14 protein-coding genes are annotated in these 17,442 nt (G+C 68.8%); 10 read left to right on the forward strand and 4 right to left on the reverse strand.

Features of this window, described 5'->3' with window-relative positions:
• Positions 1–333: 333 nt before the first annotated feature.
• The 9 genes from J3P31_RS17110 to J3P31_RS17150 all read left to right on the forward strand — a co-directional run bounded on the left by J3P31_RS17110 (position 334) and on the right by J3P31_RS17150 (position 10,687).
• Positions 334–2,439 carry a putative bifunctional diguanylate cyclase/phosphodiesterase gene (locus J3P31_RS17110; RefSeq protein ID WP_210529716.1) on the forward strand — a complete coding sequence of 702 codons (2,106 nt, stop codon included), beginning with the start codon at positions 334–336 and terminating at the stop codon, positions 2,437–2,439.
• 173 nt (positions 2,440–2,612) lie between these two features.
• The gene (locus J3P31_RS17115) at positions 2,613–3,398 is read left to right on the forward strand and encodes a hypothetical protein (RefSeq protein WP_210529717.1); all 786 of its coding nucleotides are present in this window, start codon (positions 2,613–2,615) and stop codon (positions 3,396–3,398) included.
• A gap of 28 nt (positions 3,399–3,426) precedes the next feature.
• The gene (locus J3P31_RS17120; RefSeq protein ID WP_210529718.1) at positions 3,427–3,891 is read left to right on the forward strand and encodes a hypothetical protein; all 465 of its coding nucleotides are present in this window, start codon (positions 3,427–3,429) and stop codon (positions 3,889–3,891) included.
• Between the two features lie 145 nt (positions 3,892–4,036).
• Positions 4,037–5,104, forward strand: coding sequence for an isocitrate/isopropylmalate dehydrogenase family protein (locus J3P31_RS17125; protein ID WP_210529719.1), 1,068 nt, complete (start codon positions 4,037–4,039; stop codon positions 5,102–5,104).
• A 68-nt stretch (positions 5,105–5,172) separates the two neighbouring features.
• Positions 5,173–6,138, forward strand: coding sequence for a Bug family tripartite tricarboxylate transporter substrate binding protein (locus J3P31_RS17130; protein WP_210529720.1), 966 nt, complete (start codon positions 5,173–5,175; stop codon positions 6,136–6,138).
• A 24-nt stretch (positions 6,139–6,162) separates the two neighbouring features.
• Complete coding sequence (locus J3P31_RS17135; protein ID WP_210529721.1) at positions 6,163–6,651, forward strand: tripartite tricarboxylate transporter TctB family protein; 489 nt, start codon at positions 6,163–6,165, stop codon at positions 6,649–6,651.
• Positions 6,652–6,669: 18 nt separating this feature from the next.
• Positions 6,670–8,166, forward strand: a complete 1,497-nt coding sequence (locus J3P31_RS17140) for a tripartite tricarboxylate transporter permease (RefSeq protein WP_210529722.1) — start codon at positions 6,670–6,672, stop codon at positions 8,164–8,166.
• A 28-nt stretch (positions 8,167–8,194) separates the two neighbouring features.
• Entirely contained in the window at positions 8,195–9,277 is a 1,083-nt protein-coding gene (locus tag J3P31_RS17145) for an Ldh family oxidoreductase (protein WP_210529723.1), read from the forward strand.
• Positions 9,278–9,652: 375 nt separating this feature from the next.
• Positions 9,653–10,687 (forward strand): AbrB family transcriptional regulator, encoded by a 1,035-nt coding sequence (locus J3P31_RS17150; protein ID WP_438270307.1) that lies wholly within the window; start codon positions 9,653–9,655, stop codon positions 10,685–10,687.
• A gap of 67 nt (positions 10,688–10,754) precedes the next feature.
• Here J3P31_RS17150 and J3P31_RS17155 read toward each other — a convergent pair whose 3' ends face one another.
• From J3P31_RS17155 to J3P31_RS17170, 4 genes are all read right to left on the reverse strand, one after another.
• Entirely contained in the window at positions 10,755–11,804 is a 1,050-nt protein-coding gene (locus tag J3P31_RS17155) for an extracellular solute-binding protein (RefSeq protein WP_210529725.1), read from the reverse strand.
• Between the two features lie 285 nt (positions 11,805–12,089).
• Entirely contained in the window at positions 12,090–13,640 is a 1,551-nt protein-coding gene (locus tag J3P31_RS17160) for a xylulokinase (protein WP_210529726.1), read from the reverse strand.
• Positions 13,641–13,731: 91 nt separating this feature from the next.
• Positions 13,732–15,309 carry an alcohol dehydrogenase catalytic domain-containing protein gene (locus J3P31_RS17165; protein WP_210529728.1) on the reverse strand — a complete coding sequence of 526 codons (1,578 nt, stop codon included), beginning with the start codon at positions 15,307–15,309 and terminating at the stop codon, positions 13,732–13,734.
• Positions 15,296–16,213 carry a MurR/RpiR family transcriptional regulator gene (locus J3P31_RS17170; protein WP_210529729.1) on the reverse strand — a complete coding sequence of 306 codons (918 nt, stop codon included), beginning with the start codon at positions 16,211–16,213 and terminating at the stop codon, positions 15,296–15,298. The genes J3P31_RS17165 and J3P31_RS17170 overlap by 14 nt, the downstream gene beginning before the upstream one ends.
• 198 nt (positions 16,214–16,411) lie before the next feature.
• Here J3P31_RS17170 and J3P31_RS17175 point away from each other — a divergent pair, with 198 nt between their 5' ends.
• Positions 16,412–17,422, forward strand: coding sequence for a substrate-binding domain-containing protein (locus tag J3P31_RS17175; RefSeq protein WP_210529730.1), 1,011 nt, complete (start codon positions 16,412–16,414; stop codon positions 17,420–17,422).
• The last annotated feature ends 20 nt before the right edge of the window (positions 17,423–17,442 follow it).

The following is a 17,442-nucleotide window of genomic DNA, read 5'->3' on the forward strand; positions in this document are numbered from 1 at the left end:
CACATCCCCCACGATCAGCGCCGACACCGGTCCCCAGCGCTGCAAGGGCACGACGCAGGAGCGGTTAACGGATCATTAATCATGATCGGGTAGGCAGGGGACGTGATCAGAACGGGGGTATGGTCCGATCTGCTGCTTGTCCCGCCAGATGAAACGGACCGCCTCGCCTCAGTTGCCGTTGATCGGACGGGGGCCAGCGCGATGCGGATGAACTCGGGGCGGCGGGCCGAGGACACCGTCCAGATCCCGTCTGCGGCGGATCGCACGGGAACAAGGCGCTCGCTGCGGCTGCGACTGCCGAATGACCATCTTCCCGGGGGGATCGCCGCTGTCATGGCCGGCACGATCATCCTGTTCGTGCTCACCCTGGCGTTCGCGCTGCTCTGGACGACGCGGACCCTCGACAGTCAGGCGGCCGACCAGTCCATGGTCCAGATGCGGAACGAACAGGACGACATGCTCGCCCGGGCGAGGATGATCACCCTGGATTACACCAAATGGGATGCGGCCGTCAGCGCGCTGGCTGTCCGGGATTTCGACTGGATCTATGACAACATCGGCTCGACAGCCACGATCGGGCGTGCGGTGCAGCTCGTTGTCCTGTCGGGCGGCCCGGTCCGCGGCGACATCGGCTGGACGGATGCAGGGGGCGGACGGGAGACGACCGGCCTCCTGAGCCAGGGGATCCTGGATGCCGTCGGACGCAGGCTGGCCGACGTTCCGGACGACTCCTACGGCGGGATCGACTTCTTCGGCTGGTCGGATGGCTCGCTCTATGCCTTGGGCGCATCCCGCTTCGAGCCGGTCGACAACGTCATCTCTCTTCCAGACGGGGCCACGGATTTCGGCTTCCTGGTCATGGGCATCCGGTTGACGGACGATATGCTGGACGACACGGCGAGGAGCTTCCTTCTCAAGGATCTGAGAATCGTCCGCTCGGTGGCTCCTTGGCAGATGGGCCTGCCGCTGCGCGGCCAGGACGGAGAGCCCGTCGCCTACCTCGCCTGGGACCGTCCCTTTCCAGGCGGGGACGCCCTGCATCAGCTCATGCCGGTCCTGGGCGTCGTCATGGCCCTGACGGTCTGCCTGGCCGTCCTGGGCCTCCTCCTCGTGCGGAGAAGCGCGCAGCACCTCCTCGAGGCGAAGCGGCGGGCCTCGGTGGCGGCGCTGACGGATGCCTTGACGGGTCTCCCGAACCGGGCCGCCTTCAACGAGATGATCGCGCGACCGTCCTGCGCCGGGGGACGAAGCATCGTGTTCCTCGACATCAACGGCTTCAAGCGGATCAACGACAGCATCGGTCACGCCGCCGGCGATCAGGTGATCGCCTGCATCGCGCGGCGCCTGTCCCGGCTTGGGGCGCCCGGCACCTTCCTGGCGCGCATCTCCGGCGACGAGTTCGTGTTCGTCGTGACCGGGCCCGACATCGAGCATCGGACCTCCCGCCTTCTCAGCGCCATCGAGTCCCGCCTGTCCGAGCCTTTCAGCATCCTCGGGCATCGGATGCTTTTGCAGGCCGCGGTCGGCTATGCCGTTCAGGAGGTGGACGACCTTCCCGGCGACGATCTGGTCCGGCACGCCGACCTCGCGATGTACGAGGCAAAGCGGCAGAACAGCCGGGTGGCCGTCGCCTTCAGCTCCATGATCGGGCAGGCGTCGATCGATGCGACACGGATCGAGCAGGGCCTTCGAAGCGCCCTGGCCACGAGGGGGGAGCTTTCGGTCGCCTACCAGCCCATCACGGGAACGGACGGCAGGTTTGTCCGGGCGGAAGCGCTCGCCCGCTGGTCGTCGCCTGAATTCGGCATCGTTTCGCCCAGCCGCTTCATCGCCGTGGCCGAGCAGGCCGGCCTCATGATCGAGCTGGGACGCCGGCTCCTGACGCTGATACGCGACGATCTGGTCGCTCATCCGGACCTTCGGGTCAGCGTGAACATCTCGCCACTCCAGCTCGTCGTGCCGGATTTCGTTCCCGATCTGTTGCACGACCTTTCGATCCGGGGGATCGGACCGGACCGCATCCAGGTCGAGCTCACCGAGTCCGTGCTCGTGAAGGACACGCAGCTCGTGGCGGACCATCTGAGGAAACTGAGGACGGCAGGGTTCTCGACGGCGCTGGACGACTTCGGAACCGGCTATTCCTCGGTCGGCTACCTCGAGCAGATGAGCTTCGACACCCTCAAGATCGACCGGGCCTTCGTGCAGGGCGTGCGCGACTCGGGGCGGCGCCGCGCCGTCCTGAGAGCCATGATCGACATGGCCCATGGCCTCGGGCTGAGCGTGGTCGGTGAAGGCGTGGAGACGGACGAGGACCTCGTTCTCCTGAGGGAGCTTGGGTGCGATCTGGTGCAGGGGTATCATCTCGGCCCACCTATGCACATCGACGCGCTGGGCGCCCGATGGCTGTCAGGCCCGGTCCCGGCGCAGCTGGCCGTCTGACGTTCCCGATGCCACCTTGGGGCCACGCCGGATGCGGGTCGGACTGTGGCCGGTCGGCCTCGGACCGGATCCGATCCAGGCCCAGCGCCACAACCTCGACACGATCTTGCAGCAGACTACCGCCGGTTGGATGGGTGTTCCGTCCGACTCGGGCAAAGGGGCCGAAGACATCCATGGAGATCTGGTTCGGATCCGACGCGGGGGTCTACCTCCGGGATCCCGAACTTCGCGAGATCCTGGCCTCCAGTGCGGCTCATCGGGTTGCGCCAACCGGAGCGGCTCTCCCGCCTTGCCTGTCCGGCCCCGTCGCGATCCTGTTCCGGCAGGTCGCCACCCCCTCCCTGGAGGTGATCTGGTTCACCCGGCGCGCCCGACGCCTGGGGTTCGAGCCCCTTGTGCTCGAACATGGGGCCGACCGCTTCTGTGCCCACAACGGCTACAAACGGGCGCTGGTGACCATGCCAATCATTCTCGGGCGCAACCGACATCGGCACATCGTCCTGAGGAAGCAGAAGCTCATCGAGCACACCCGGGCCGAGGGGCAGCCGCTGAATGCGCTCGAGACCGGGTCGGGCGAGAATCTCGTCGCCTATCATCACCGGAAGCTCGGCGAGGTGATGGGAACGTCCGCTCCCCGTCACATCGAGATCGGCTCGGTCCTTGGCCGAACCGCAGGCTCCGCGATGGAATATTATGTCGAGTTCTTCCGGCTCCTGTCCGGCGGCCTTGTCCTTTTCGAGGACTTCATCGCGGACTGCAGGACGGCCGAGTTCTTCGACCGGGTCGTGCATCCGGCGTTTCGCAAGGTCAGCCATGAGACCGGACAACGGCCCCAGATCGCGCGGCTGACCCAGGGCCGTCGCGTGCTGTCGCCGCTGTGGAATGCCTATCCCTGTGCCGCCGCCGACGAACCCGGCTGGGCGTTGGATGCAGGACCCCGTGGCGCCATCTTCAGCTGACGTGCGACACAGGTTGGGTGTCTTCCTCATGGGCCTGGTGCTCAAGAAGGGGACCGACTACCTGTTCGACTACGTGGCCTATCCCGCGGCGCTGCTCTGGCTGGGCTATGTCGCGGGCGGGGCGGCGATGGCGGCGGCGTCGGTCCTCGTCAACATCGCCGTCCTCCGAGTGTACGACTGGAGCCGTCGGGACTTTCTCCTCCTCGAAAGCATCAAGGATCTGCGGCAGCTCGAAGGGACGGCGCCGTGGCGCCGCGCCGTGTCGGGCGTGATCCGGTCAGGGGACATCCCGGCCTTCTTCATCCTGTCCTGCCTGGAGGATCCCGTCGTGGCGACGCTCTATCTCCGGCGGGGCAGCCATCTTTACAACGGCTTCGCCCTTCGGGACTGGACCATCTTCCTGGCCTCGACGCTGCTTTCCAATCTGGTCTGGACCCTGCACCTGTCCGCCTGGATCGCGCTGGCCCGGGCTGGCCTGGCCGGGCTGATCTGAGGCTTCGACCGCGGCGGCTGGGCCGGGCCAGCCGTTCGGATGCGGCCACGCCCTTGCAGACGGCACCCGCGCGCTAGCTCGTTCAGCGACTTGCCCCGGATCCACGTCACGTCCGTCGGGCCGAACGAACGAGGAGCGTGGGCAGATGCGCTTGCTAGCCTTGCCGGGGGACGGCATCGGGCCGGAGATCACGGATGCGACGCTGCGCGTGCTGGCCACGCTTGAGGATCGGTCGCATCTCGGCCTGACGGTGGAGCGAATGGAGATCGGCCTCGCCTCGCTCGCGGCGGAGGGCACGACCCTTCCGGAGGCGGTGATCCGTCGCATTCCCGAGGTCGAGGGCGTGATCCTCGGCCCCGTCTCGCACTACGAGTACCCGCCCAAGGACAAGGGTGGCCCGAACCCCTCGGCCGAGCTGCGTACCGGCTTCGAGCTTTATGCGAACATCCGGCCCTGTCGGTCGCATCCCGATTTCTCGGTGCTGCGGGCGCCCATGGATCTCGTGATCGTGCGGGAGAACACGGAAGGCTTCTACTCCGACCGGAACATGTTCGCGGGAACGGGCGAGTTCATGCCCGACGAGAACATGGCCCTGTCAGTCCGGAAGATCACCGCGCGCGGCTCGGCCCGGGTGGCGCGCGCCGCCTTCCGGCTGTCGCAGGGTCGCCGGGGCCGGGTGACGGCGGTGCACAAGGCGAACGTCCTCAAGCTGTCCGACGGCCTGTTCCTGCGCGAGGTCCGCAAGGTCGCGGCAGAGTTTCCCGATGTCGTCCTCGACGAACTGATCGTGGATGCCGCCGCAGCGCACCTGATCCGTTCGCCCGGCCGGTTCGACGTGATCGTCACCACCAACATGTTCGGCGACATCCTGTCCGACGAGGCCTCCGAGCTTTGCGGCAGCCTCGGACTGGGGGGGTCGATCAATGCGGGCGACACGATCTGCGTCGCACAGGCGCAGCACGGCTCGGCCCCCGACATCGCCGGCAAGGGAGTGGCCAATCCCACGTCGCTGATCCTGTCGGCAGCCATGTTGCTCGACTGGCTTGGCCAGCGCCACGGGAACCCTAGCTTGAGCAAAGCCGGATCTCTGATCGAGGAGGCGGTGCACAGGACGCTGGCGGATCCCGACACGCGGACCCGCGACCTTGGCGGCGATCTGGGCACCGAGGAGTTTACGTCGCGGGTCTGTCAGGCGCTGGCATCGCCGGACTGAGCCCGGTCCACAGCCGGAGAAGGGCTGTGGCCCGCCACAACAAGAGCACTTGAAGGGGAGGAGACATCATGTTCGTGATCACTCGACGGACGTTGGCCGCGGTCGCGGTTTCGCTTCTGGCGCTGCCAGCCGCCGCCCAGGACGCGGCGCCGCTGGAGTCGCTGTCCATCCTCGCGCCGTCCAGCGCCGGCTCGGGCTACGACCAGCTGGCCCGCGCGATCCAGCAGGTCATGACGGATGAAGGGCTCGCCTCGGGGATCGAGGTGGAGAACGTCGCGGGCGGTGGCGGGACCGTGGGGCTCGCGCAGTTCGTGACCTCCAACCCGCGCGGACCGGCCGCCATGGTGCTGGGCTTCGCGCTCGTCGGCGGCATCCTGACGACAGGCTCACCCGTCACGCTGGCCGATGTGGAGCCGGTCGCCCGGCTCATGGGCGAGAACGACGTGATCGTCGTCCCGGCCAATTCCGAGATCCAGGACCTCCAGGGCCTCGTGGCCGCCCTCAAGGCCGACCCGGCCGGCGTGTCTTGGGCGGGCGGCTCGATCGGGGGCATCGACCACGTCATCGCGGGCCTTTTCGCCAAGGCCGCTGGGGTGGACCCCACCCAGATCAATTACGTCGTGCATGCCGGCGGCGGCGAGGTGCTGGCCTCGATCCTGGGCGGGCAGACGACGGTCGGCATCTCGGGCTACGAGGAGTTCGCGCCGCAGATCGAATCCGGCGACCTTCGCGCCCTGGGCGTCTCCGGGTCCGAACGGATCGAAGGCGTGGACGTGCCGACCTTCCAGGAAGGTGGCGTCGACCTCGCCGTGACGAACTGGCGCGGCATCGCCGCCCATCCCGCGATGTCCGACGAGGACAAGGCCGCGCTGGCCGCCGCGGTCGATGCCATGGTCAAGACCGAGGCCTGGTCCCAGTTGCTTCAGGAGCGGGGCTGGACGGACAACTATCTGCCCGCCGATGAATTCCGCACCTTCCTCGAAGAGGAAAACACCCGCGTTCAGACCGCGTTGCAGGAAGCCGGCGTGCTCTGAGACCAAGAGGGGAGGACGCACAGCATGGGAGCTTTCCGCATCGGCGAAGCCATCCTGGGCCTCATCGCCTGCGTCCTTGCCGCCTATATCGCCTGGGGCACATGGACCGCTCCCGCCGTGGCCGCGCGGACGGTCGTGGGGCCGGGGGTGTTCCCGTCCCTGATCGCCGCCGGGCTTCTGGCGGTCGGCGTCCGGCTTCTCTATGACGCCCGGGCGCATGATACGCCGATGACGCCGATCCCTCCCATCGACTGGCCCGCGGTCCTGATCGTGGGCGGCTCCCTTCTCGCCTTTGTCCTGCTTCTTGAACGGTTGGGATGGGTCCTGTCGGGAACGCTGCTGTTCATGGGCGTGGCACGCGGCTTCGGCAGCCGGGCCTGGCTGCTCAGCGCGGTGATCGGGCTTGTCCTCACGATCCTGGTGTTCGTGATCTTCGACGGCGGACTCGGGCTCAACCTGCCCGTCGGGGAATGGATCGAGCCGGTTCTGGAACCCACGGGCCTTCTGGGCTGACGGCGAGGGGAGCGACGCATGGATACCGTTTACGCCCTGTTGCACGGCTTCGCGGTGGCGCTCACCCCGATCAACCTGTTCTGGTCGCTGGTGGGCGTGACGCTGGGAACGGCCATCGGCGTGCTGCCGGGGATCGGACCGGCCCTGACCATCGCGCTCCTGCTGCCGGTGACCTACGGCGCCGATCCCACCTCGGCCTTCATCATGTTCGCCGGGATCTACTACGGGGCGATGTACGGCGGCTCGACCGCCTCGATCCTGCTCAACACCCCCGGCGAAAGCGCCTCGATCGTTACCGCCATCGACGGCAACGCCATGGCGCGGCGGGGTCGTGGGGCGCAGGCGCTGGCCACCGCCGCGATCGGCTCGTTCATCGCCGGGACCTTCGGAACCCTGGCCCTCACCTTCGCGGCGCCCCTGATGGTCCACTTGGCCCTGCTGTTCGGGCCGGCCGAGTATTTCGCCCTGATGGTCCTCGCCCTCACGACCGTCACGGCGCTGCTGGGCCATTCCGTTTCGCGCGGTGTGTTCAGCCTGATGCTGGGCCTTGCCATGGGCCTTGTGGGGATCGACCTCCAGACCGGCCAGATGCGCTTCACGATGGGCGTGCGCGAACTGCTGGACGGCATCGACATCGTGGTCGTCGCCGTGGGCCTGTTCGCCGTGGGCGAGACGCTCTGGACCGCCGCCCGGCATCGCTTCGAGACGGAGGAGTTCCTGGGCTACGGCGGCTCCAAGTGGATGAGCCGAGAGGACTGGCGCCGCTCCTGGGGGCCGTGGCTCCGGGGCACCGCCATCGGATTTCCCATCGGGGTCCTGCCGGCGGGTGGCTCCGAGATCCCGACGTTCCTGAGCTACATGGTCGAAAAGCGCCTGGCCAAGAACCCCGAGGAGTTCGGGCAGGGCGCCATCGAGGCGGTGGCCGGACCCGAGGCGGCCAACAACGCCTCGGCCGCGGGCGTGCTCGCACCGCTTCTCGCGCTGGGCCTCCCGACCTCCGCCACGGCGGCCATCATGCTCGCCGCGTTCCAGCAGTATGGGATCCAGCCCGGGCCGGCGCTGTTCGACAGCCAGCCCGAACTGGTCTGGGGCCTCATCGCCAGCCTTTACATCGGCAATGCGATGCTGCTGATCCTGAACCTTCCGCTCGCCGGCCTGTGGGTCAAGCTGCTCGCCATTCCGCGGCCCTGGCTCTACGCGGGCATCCTCATCTTCGCGACGATGGGGGCCTACACGCTCAACAACAACATCGTGGACGTCGCGGCGCTCTGGATCATCGGCGTGATCGGGTTCGGGATGCGCGCCCTGGATGTCCCCATCGCGCCGGCCATCGTCGGGCTGATCCTGGGCCCCCTGGCCGAGCAGCAATTCCGCCGGGCGCTGGCCATCAGCCAAGGGGACGCGACCGTGTTCGTGACCCATCCCATCTCGCTCGTGCTGCTCCTGATCGCTGTGCTCATCGTGGCGCTCCCGCCGATCCTGCGGCGCCGGGCACGCTATCGCGCGGCCACATGATCCCGATGGTCCTGACCCCGGAACAGCGATGAACACGACCCGCTACTTCGCCCCGGAGGCGCTTGCCGGCTTCGCCGCGGCACTCTTCGCCGGCGCGGGACTTTCTCCGGATCACGCGGGCACGATCGGGGCTGACCTCGTGCGGGCCAACCTCCGGGGCATCGACTCCCATGGGGTCGCGCGCATCCCGATGTACCTGGACCGGCTCCGGCGCGGCCTGGTGAACGCCCGCCCGGACGTAAGGGTCAGCAACGTCGCAGGGGCCGTGTCGCTGGTGGACGGGGACGACGCGATGGGGTTCATCCCCGCCCATCTGGCGATGGACGAGGCGGTGCGGCTGGCCGGGCCGTCGGGGATCGGGCTCGTCGGAGTGCGGCGTTCCACCCATTTCGGCATGGGCGCGCTTTATGCGCTCCAGGCGATCGAGGCCGGGATGGTGTCGCTGATTTTCACCAACTCCTCGCCCGCGATCGCGATGTGGGGCGGACGCACCCCGTTCCTGGGCGCCAGTCCGATGGCCGCCGGTGTTCCAGGGGGCCGCCATCCGCCCTTTGTCATGGACATGTCGATGACGGTCATCGCCCGGGGCAAGATCCGCCTGGCCGCACAACGGGGGGAGCGCATTCCCGAAGGTCTCGCCTTGGACAGGGACGGTGTTCCGACGACGGACGCCCAGGCGGCCTTCGAGGGCGTGTGCCTACCCTTCGGCGGCGTCAAGGGCTCCGTCCTGGGCACCCTGATGGACCTGATGGCAGGTGTGCTGACCGGCGCCAACTTCGGCGGCGAGGTCAAGAGCCTCTACTTCGACCATTCGGAGCCGCAGAACGTGGGCCATACGTTCATTGCGATCCGGCCCGACCTGTTCCTGTCCCTGACCGACTTCGAAGCGCGGATAGACGCCTTCTACGAACGCATCAAGACGCTTCCCCGCGCCGCTGGCACCGACGAGATCCTCCTGCCCGGCGAACCCGAGTCGCGGACCGAGGCGGCGCGGCGGCGCACCGGGATTCCGGTCGGCCCCGAGGTCGCCGGCGAACTCCGCGCGGAGGCCGAGCGCGCCGGGGTTCCCTGGCCAGAGGGTGCCGCAGAGCCGCTGGACGCCCTGGCATGAACCCGGAACCGGGCCGATGCCGCAGGCCAGCACTGCACGAGGGACGACGAGGATGAACGGCATCACGGTCGTCGGCCCGGGCCTGTCCATCCGGCCCCACTTCCACGACTGCCGAGCATCGCGGTTCCCGCCGGCAGGCGGCGCCACAGCGCGGATCGACGGCCTGCGCCACGATCGCCGGCCTGCGGACGCCTCTCGGATCCCGTCAGCGGTGCCGCCCCGGATTCCGAACATGGCGGAGACGGCGCCGATGCGGATCTCCTGGACCCATGCGTCGGCTGACCCGACGCGGTGCCTGGCCCCCAGCGGGGCGGCCCGACCATGCCGATGATGCGCCATCCCGGCACCACGACGTTCCCGCGAGGACGCTAGGCCGTGCCCGCGCCATGGCTCCGCCGCCTCCTGACCCTCGCCCTTGCTGCGACGGGCCTGCTCCTGGCGCTCGGAACCGGGCTGCCGTTGCCCTTCCTGTTCGGCCCCATGCTGGCCTGCTTGGCCGCCGCCCTGATGGGCGCGCCGCTTCTGGGTCTCGGAGAGCTCTCCACGGCGGCCCGCACCGTGCTCGGCGTGGCGGTCGGAGCATCCGTCACGCCCGAGTTGCTCCGGCAGTTACCGGCGATGGCCGCGTCGCTCGCGATCGTGCCTCTTTACGTGGTGCTGATCGGCGCCGTGGGCATCCCGTTCTTCCGCAAGGTCTGCGGCTTCGATCTTGTCACGGCGTTCTTCGCCGCCATGCCGGGCGGCGCGCAGGACATGGTCCTGTTCGGCAAGGAAGCGGGGGCGGATGTCCGCAGCCTGAGCCTGATCCACGCCACCCGAGTCGCGGTGATCGTCAGCGTCGCGCCTGCCCTCCTGACGGGGGTCTACGGCGTCTCGCTCGACCGTCCCCTGGGGGAGTCGGCCGCCAGCCTGCCCATCTCCGAAATGGCGATCATGGCTGTTGCCGCCCTGGTCGGATGGAAGCTGGGCGAACGCGTGGGCCTGTTCGGGGCCGCGATCCTCGGCCCCCTCATCCTGACCCTGGCGCTCTCGCTCCTGGGCGTCGTTCACGAGCGTCCCCCGCGCGAGGCGCTTCAGGCGGCCCAGTTCCTGATCGGGATCGGCATCGGCGTGCACTACGTCGGCGTGACCTGGCGGGAGTTGCGCCGCACGATCGGCGTCAGCGCCCTGTTCATGGTGATACTGGCCGTGCTCGCCGGAGCCGTCGCCGAGGCCGTGGTGCTCCTTGGTCTGGCGCCGCCCGTGGAGGCCTTCCTGGCCTTCGCCCCCGGCGGGCAGGCCGAGATGACGGTGCTAGCGATCGTCGCCGGGGCCGAGCTGGGCTTTGTGGTGCTCCATCACCTCGCACGGATCCTGATCGTGCTGCTGGGTGCGCCGCTCCTGATGCGCATGCTCCGGCCGCGCCGCTAGCCGCGCCGATCGCAGCAGGCTCTTGCGTCCAAGGCATGGGCCGGGGCTGCCCCAGCCCAGCCCGGAGTCAGAATCCGGCCTTGATCTCCTCGAAGGTCTGGGCGTGGCGTTCGCGCGACTCGATGGAGATCGGCAGCTGGGCAAAGATCGGGGCGCTGATCTGGCCGATCCCGCTCGCCTCGAGCACATCCGCGGGGATCTGCTCGGCCAAGGCTACCGCGTTGGCGTGGCCCCACCCGTTCGACGCCAGGGCCGCCGTGGAGGAGGGCGCCAGGAACGCGTTCACGTAATCGTAGACCTTGTCCTCGGAGCCGGGGCCGTTGACCATGTTGACGAGGCCGCAAAGCCAGATGGAGGAGCCCTCCTGGGGCTCGCGCTGGAAGCCGATGGGGCGGCCTTCCTCCTTCATGGTGGGGAAGGTCTCGTTCCAGGCCCAGGCCACGAGCACCTCGCCCGTGCTCATCAGTTGCGCCAGCTCGGCGGGGTCGGTCCAGTAGGTGCGCAGGTTGGGGTGCACCTCGCGGAGCCACTGGGCGGCGGCCTCGAACTGCGCGTCGGTGACGTTGGTCCAGTCGGTCACGCCGGTGGCGAGGTAGGCCAGCGCCCAGGCGTCGTCCACGTTGTCGGGCAGGGCGATGCGCCCGGCGTATTTGGGGTTCTTGAACACCTCCAGGCTCGCCACGTCCTCGGCCGGCACCTCGTCGGGGTTGTAGGCGATCGCCGTGGTGCCGAAGTAGGTGGGTAGGAAGTACACCTCCCCGCCCGCGCCGACAGAGGTGCCGGTCAGGTTGGCGTCCAGGTTGGCGTAGTCGGTGATCCTGGACGTGTCCCAGGGTTCGATGAGGCCAGACTCCTGCCATTTCGGCACGCTGCCCGCGCAGATCGAGGTGACGTCGGTCTGGAACCCGGACCTGATCTTCTGGAAGGCTTCCTCCTCGTCGCCGAAGAACGAGAACGTGGGCGAGGCGCCGTATCGTTCCACATAGGCGCCGTGGAACTCCGGCCGCTCGAAGCCGGGGTAGTCGAAAACCAGGAGCTCGGAGTCCTGCGCCCGAACGCCCCCGCCAACGGACAAGGCCAGTATCGCGGCGAGGCCGAAAAGTGCCGTGGTCTTCATGTGTCAGTCTTCCCTGTTGAACGTCCTCCGTGCGCCCGAGGTTATCGCGGCGTCGGAACCCAACAAGCCCGAAGCCGACCGACGCGACGGCCGAACCTTGGCCCGGGCCTCGTCCGCCGAAAAACGAGGCGACGCCAGGGACGGCGGCTACCGGCGGCTGCACCGTCCCGGCAGGCAGGACCGGCTCCGCACGATCCGATCCGGGTCCGGCCACGGGGCCCCGGGCCCCCGTGTCAGGACAGGGGGCCCGGGACGAGACTCTCCCCGATCCGCGCGACCCGAGGGTCAGGCGGCGTCGGGGAGGGTGCGGGACAACCGGTTGAACAAGGGCGAAAGCGACTGGAGCGCGTCGATATAGGCATCGACATAGGCGGCGTAGGCGCGCGTCCGTTCGGGCCGGGGCCGCGTCATGACCCGCGTCGGTCCGGCAAAGCGGCGGGCCGTCTCCCGGATGTCGGGAAAGAGGCCCACCGCGTGACCCGCGACGATGGCCGCGCCCAGCGTGCCGAACTCCTCCCGGTCCATGCAGCGGTACTCCAGCCCCAGGACGTCGGACTTGATCTGCCGCAGGACCTCGGATTTCGCGCCGCCGCCGATGTTCACCGCAAAGGTCGGGTCGTAGCCCGGCGCGATCTCCCGCACGGCCCGGAGGTAGAGCGCGTATTCGTAGGCGATGCTTTCCATGATCGCGCGAACCATGTGGGGCTTTTCGTGCCGCCAGGTCAGGCCCAGGAAGGCCCCGCGCATGTCGGGATCGTTGGGCGTGTTGCGGCCCGACAGGTGCGGCAGGAAGATCAGCTTCTCCGAACCCGGCGGAATCTGCCCGGCGGCCTGCGCGAGCGCGTCATAGGGATTGACGCCCCTGGTCTCCCAATCCGCCTTTTCCATCGGCGAGAGGGTGTCGCGGAACCAGCGAAGGTTGAGGCCGCCGCCCGCGACATAGGCCATCGGGAAGTAGAGCCCTGGCACCACGTGGGGGCAGGTCATCAGGCAGCGATAGGTCGTGTCGGTGCCGAATCGGTCGATCACCGTGGCAAAGACGGACGCCGTGCCGGAGGTGTCGAAGACGGCACCGGGATCCACCAGCCCGCCGCCCAGGACGTTGGCGCTCTGGTCGCCGCAGCCCGCCGCGATCGGAAGGCCCTCGGGCAGGCCCATGGCGGCGGCCCATTCCGGGCGCAGGTGCCCGATGATCTCCCAGGGCTCGCAGATGCGGGGCAGCTTCTCGGTGGTCAGGCCGAACCTGGCAAGGAGTTGCTCGTTCCAGGTGAAGGTCTCGCCCGAGCCGAAGCCCGAGAACACGATGTAGGTCCGGTCCATGAAGGCGTCGGCGCCCTTCAGCCCGGCCAGCTTGCCCGCTGCGTAGGCGGCCGGCTGGATGAAGCTGGCCACCCGGTTCCACACCTCGGGCTGGTCGCGCCAGTACAGGAGCTTGGGCGCGTGATTGAACGCCAGCGCCATCCCGCAGGTGCGGATGATCTCCTCCTCATGCGGGCGCAGCTCCTCGAGCCACGGCGCGCAGCGGGTGTCGAGCCAGCTGTCGTAATGCGTCACCGGGTTCCAGTCCGCATCGACCGCCATGAGCCCGGCCATCTGCCCGTCGAGCGCCATGGCGGCGATCCGTTCGGGCCCAAGACCGGCGCGCGACATCGCCGTGCGCACCGTGTTCAGGACCGAGGTGAAGATGTCCTCGGGGTCCTGCTCCACGAGGCCGGGACCCGGATAGCGCAGGATCGACTCCTCGAAGGCCTCGCCCTTCAGCTGCCCCGCGCTGTCGTAGATCCCGGCCTTGGTTCCGGTCGTGCCGATGTCGACACCGATCACATGGTCCTGCATTGGCTCCTCCCGTTTTTGTCGGGCGGGGCTGCGCGGATCCGCGCGGCCTCGCCTCGTGTTCACCCGCGGTCCTGCCGGACGGCGGCTGGCGTCATCTCAGCATCGCGCGCTCGGCGTCACGGCCCCAACGTCGATCGAGGGGCGTGAGCGGCAGGTCCGGGCGGTCCGGATAGACCACGATCTTGCCCGAAACGCGTCCGCTCGCGACCGCCTCCAGCGCCGCCGGAAGAGCGTCCAGCCCGGCCACGGCCTTAATGTTGGTCGACAGGTCCAGTTCGCCCGACAGGACGCGATCCAGCACGCCCTGCATGTCCGCGACCGAGCATCCGGTCGACCCGATCAGCCGCAGGCCCGACAGCGCCACTCCGGCGAGGTCGAGCGGAATCTTCCGGCCGAACGGAAAGCCCGCGAAGACATTGAGAAGCCCATCCGGCGCAAGCCACCCCGCCGCCGTCGCGATGGCCTCGGGGTCCGGCGCGACCACGACCGCGTCGTCCAGTCCACCCGGCGCATGGTCCGCCACGGCGCGGGGCAGGGCGTCCGAATCGACCACCACCAGCTTGCGGCCGCGAGCGGCGGCAAGGGGACCGAAATCGGTTTCGAGGTCGGCCAGGCGCTTGCCCTTGCGCGACGAGGCCAGGATGGTCGACGGTCCGGCGTCGAGTTCCAGCAGGCGGTGGACATGGATGCGGCCCATGGCGCCGCCGGCGCCGTGGATCAGCGCCACGCCTCCGGGACGGACGTCGAACCGCTGCCGATCGGCGGACAGCGCGGTTCCGATCTCGGGGTCGGTGGTGCCCACGAAACTCAGGGCGTCGTAATGGATGCGCGCGGGGTCCACGCCGACCAGCCCCGGTGACGGACCGCGGCGCGCCTGGAGGAGAAGCCCGCCATCCGCGAGGGCATCCACGAGGGTCTCGAGTTCGCCGGCCGAAAGATCCCCGAGCGCAACGATGTCGTCGAACCGTTCCGCGCCGACCCCGGACAGGGCGCGGGCGGTGCCGCCAACGGGAAACGGCAGGCGTCCCCCGAGGACGGCGACATCTCCCCAGGCGGGGACATCGGCCAGCGTGAAGGCCTCGGCCCCGGGGCCAAGGACCACCAGCGCCCGCCCGCCCGGCAGGAAGCTCGTCCGCGCATTCGGGCGCCAGGCGCGCTCGATGCAGCCATAGGGCTCCAGAAGGGCCACGTCGGCAGCCCCGAGGCTGTCGGGCACCTCGAAGACGTAGTCGGCCAGCACCTCGGGGCCGAGCACGATGTACTGCGCAAAGCCGCCCGGAAGGTCCATGCCGACGATCCGGCGTTCGCCGTCGATCCGCATGGCCGGTTGGAGGCCCAGCCGCTGCCCCGGCCGGAACCTGTCCTGCTGGCGCTGCCCCACGGAATGCACCCGCAGCGACACCTCATGGCCTAGGACGGTGTCGACCCCGGCGCCTTCGCGGAACAGCGGGTGGCTGGACCCCATCCGGACCACCTTGATGTCCGACGAGCAGATGGACGCCGCCTCGACGCGCGCGACCACCTCGGAGGGGCCGGGCACCGGGACGGGACCCTCCTCGGGCGTGCTGGCCAGAAGCTCCTCGAAGGAGCCGCCCCGGTAGGGCCAATGCCGGTTCAGCGGACCCGCCGCGCCAGAACGGGCGGCGTGGGATACGTCATTCCGTGCCATTCTGGCGCCTCGCGGTTCGGCTCGCCTGGATGAACTGGTTGCCGCGCCGGACGGCGGCCGCGGACGCGTCGTAGTCGTGGACGGCAACCAGCGAATAAAGGACGTCGATGGCAATGAGCTGGCCGAACTTCGAGACCATGCTCTCGTAGTAGAGAGGCTCGTCGCCGGAGGGCTGGTACCCGGCCGGGGTGATCAGCGTCACGTCGGCCTGCCGTGACAACGGCGAATCCGCGTAGGCCGTGATCGCGACGGTCGGCACGCCCGCCGCCTTGGCCGCGTACAGGGCCGTGACGGTCTGGTTCGTCCTGCCCGAGTCGCTGATCCCGATGGCGAGGGAGCCGGGGCGCAGCGACCCCGCCAGGAGGATCTGGTTGTTCCGGTCCCGATGAAAGATCGCGGGCTTGCCGATCCGGGCAAAGCGGAGCAGCGCGTTCTCGGCGGCAAGCGCCGACAGCCCGGCGGCAAAGAAGTAAAGCGTGCTCGCCTGTCCCACGAGGCGCGCCGCCTGCTCCAGGGCGGCGGGGTCAAGGGTCGAGAGGCAGGCCCGCGCCACGTCGGCGTTGCGGTGGGCGACCTTGGTCAGGATCGTGGAGGCGGTGTCGGTTCGGCCGATGTTCTCGTAGATCAGCCCCTCGTCCGGCGCTTGTCCGCGCGGCGCGGCGCCGCTTGCGCCTTCTTCCACCATCCGGAGCTGGAACGCCCGGTAGTTGGGAAGCCCGATCCCGCGCACGAAACGGCTGATCGAAGCTTCGGAGACTCCGCAGGTCGTGGCCAGCTCCCGGATGCTCATGCTGCGCATCTCGGCGGGGCGGGCCAGGACTGCGTCGGCGACGACCTGCAGCGTCGGCTTGAGGCCGCCCCTGACGCTTTGGATGTGTTCCAGGATGCCGACTTCGGATGCCATCTCTTCGTTCCAAGGCGCCGCTGTCGGACGCTACCCTGACGTGAAATTAGCCGCCCGTGAAAGCCACTTTCAAGATACAAATTTTTGTAGACAGCCATTTTCAGGCTGGTTAACTATTTCCCATCCGGATGCTGAGCCGGGAGGGCCGACGCTCATGGGGCGTGGCAGGTGCCAGCACCGAGACACCGGAGGAGAACCATGACCGCATCCATCGCCGCCCCACGCGCGTCCGCTGTCGCAGCCACCCTTGCCATCGCCGCAGCCCTGGCAGGCCCGGCCGTAGCGCAGGACGGGCGCACCTACATCTACGCGTCGCAACTCCAGGGCCATCCGTACCTGCTCGACAGCCTGCTGGGCATGGACTACGCCCAGGAGAAGTTCGGCGTCACGGTTGAACGGCTCGGCCCGCAGGGCTGGGACCCCGTCGCCGGCGCCGAGGCGGTGGAGCAGGCGATCGCCCGCAAGCCCGACGGCATCATCACGACCCTGTGGGAGCCGGGCGCCGTGCCGGGTATCCGGCGGGCGATGGAGCAGGGCATCCCCGTCGTCGTGATCGAGGCGGTGACGCCCGACAACGGTGGCGCGCTGACCTTCATCGGCCTGGACAACTACCAGGCCGGCGTCGACACCGCCAAGGAGCTGATCGCCCGTGGCGGCAATTCCGGCACCTATGTCGCGTCCGGCAACTGGGGCGCGTCCAACACCGACGCCAAGTTCCAGGGCATGGTCGACTACCTCGAAGCCAACTCCGAATGGGAGCTCGCCGGGCGGATCGACGACAAGGCCACGACCTCGGCGGCGATCGACGCGGCCAAGACGATGTTCAACACCTACCCGGACATCACGGCGGTGGTCGGGCTCGACAGCTCGTCCGGCACGGGGATCTGCCTCGCCGCCGAGGAGCTCGAGATGGACATCGAGGATCTGACCGTCATCGTCCACGACCGCGAGGACCCGGTCCTCGAATGCATCGCGGACGGGGTGATCGACGCGTCCATCATCAACAAGACGGCGCTCCAGGCCTTCCTCGCGGTGCAGATGCTCGAAGCCTACAACGATGCGGCCACCGGCCTCGCCACGGTGCCGATCTCGGCGGACAACGCCGCGGCGGGCGTCAATCCGTTCCCGCAGGCCATCTACATGGGCACCGAGGTGATCGACGCCGAGAACGTCGACCAGTTCGAACGCCAGGCCCTGCCGCAGTTCTGACCGTCAGGCCCGCCCGGAGC

This window comes from Rubellimicrobium arenae (genome assembly GCF_017916275.1).
Classification (GTDB): Bacteria; Pseudomonadota; Alphaproteobacteria; order Rhodobacterales; family Rhodobacteraceae; genus Rubellimicrobium; species Rubellimicrobium arenae.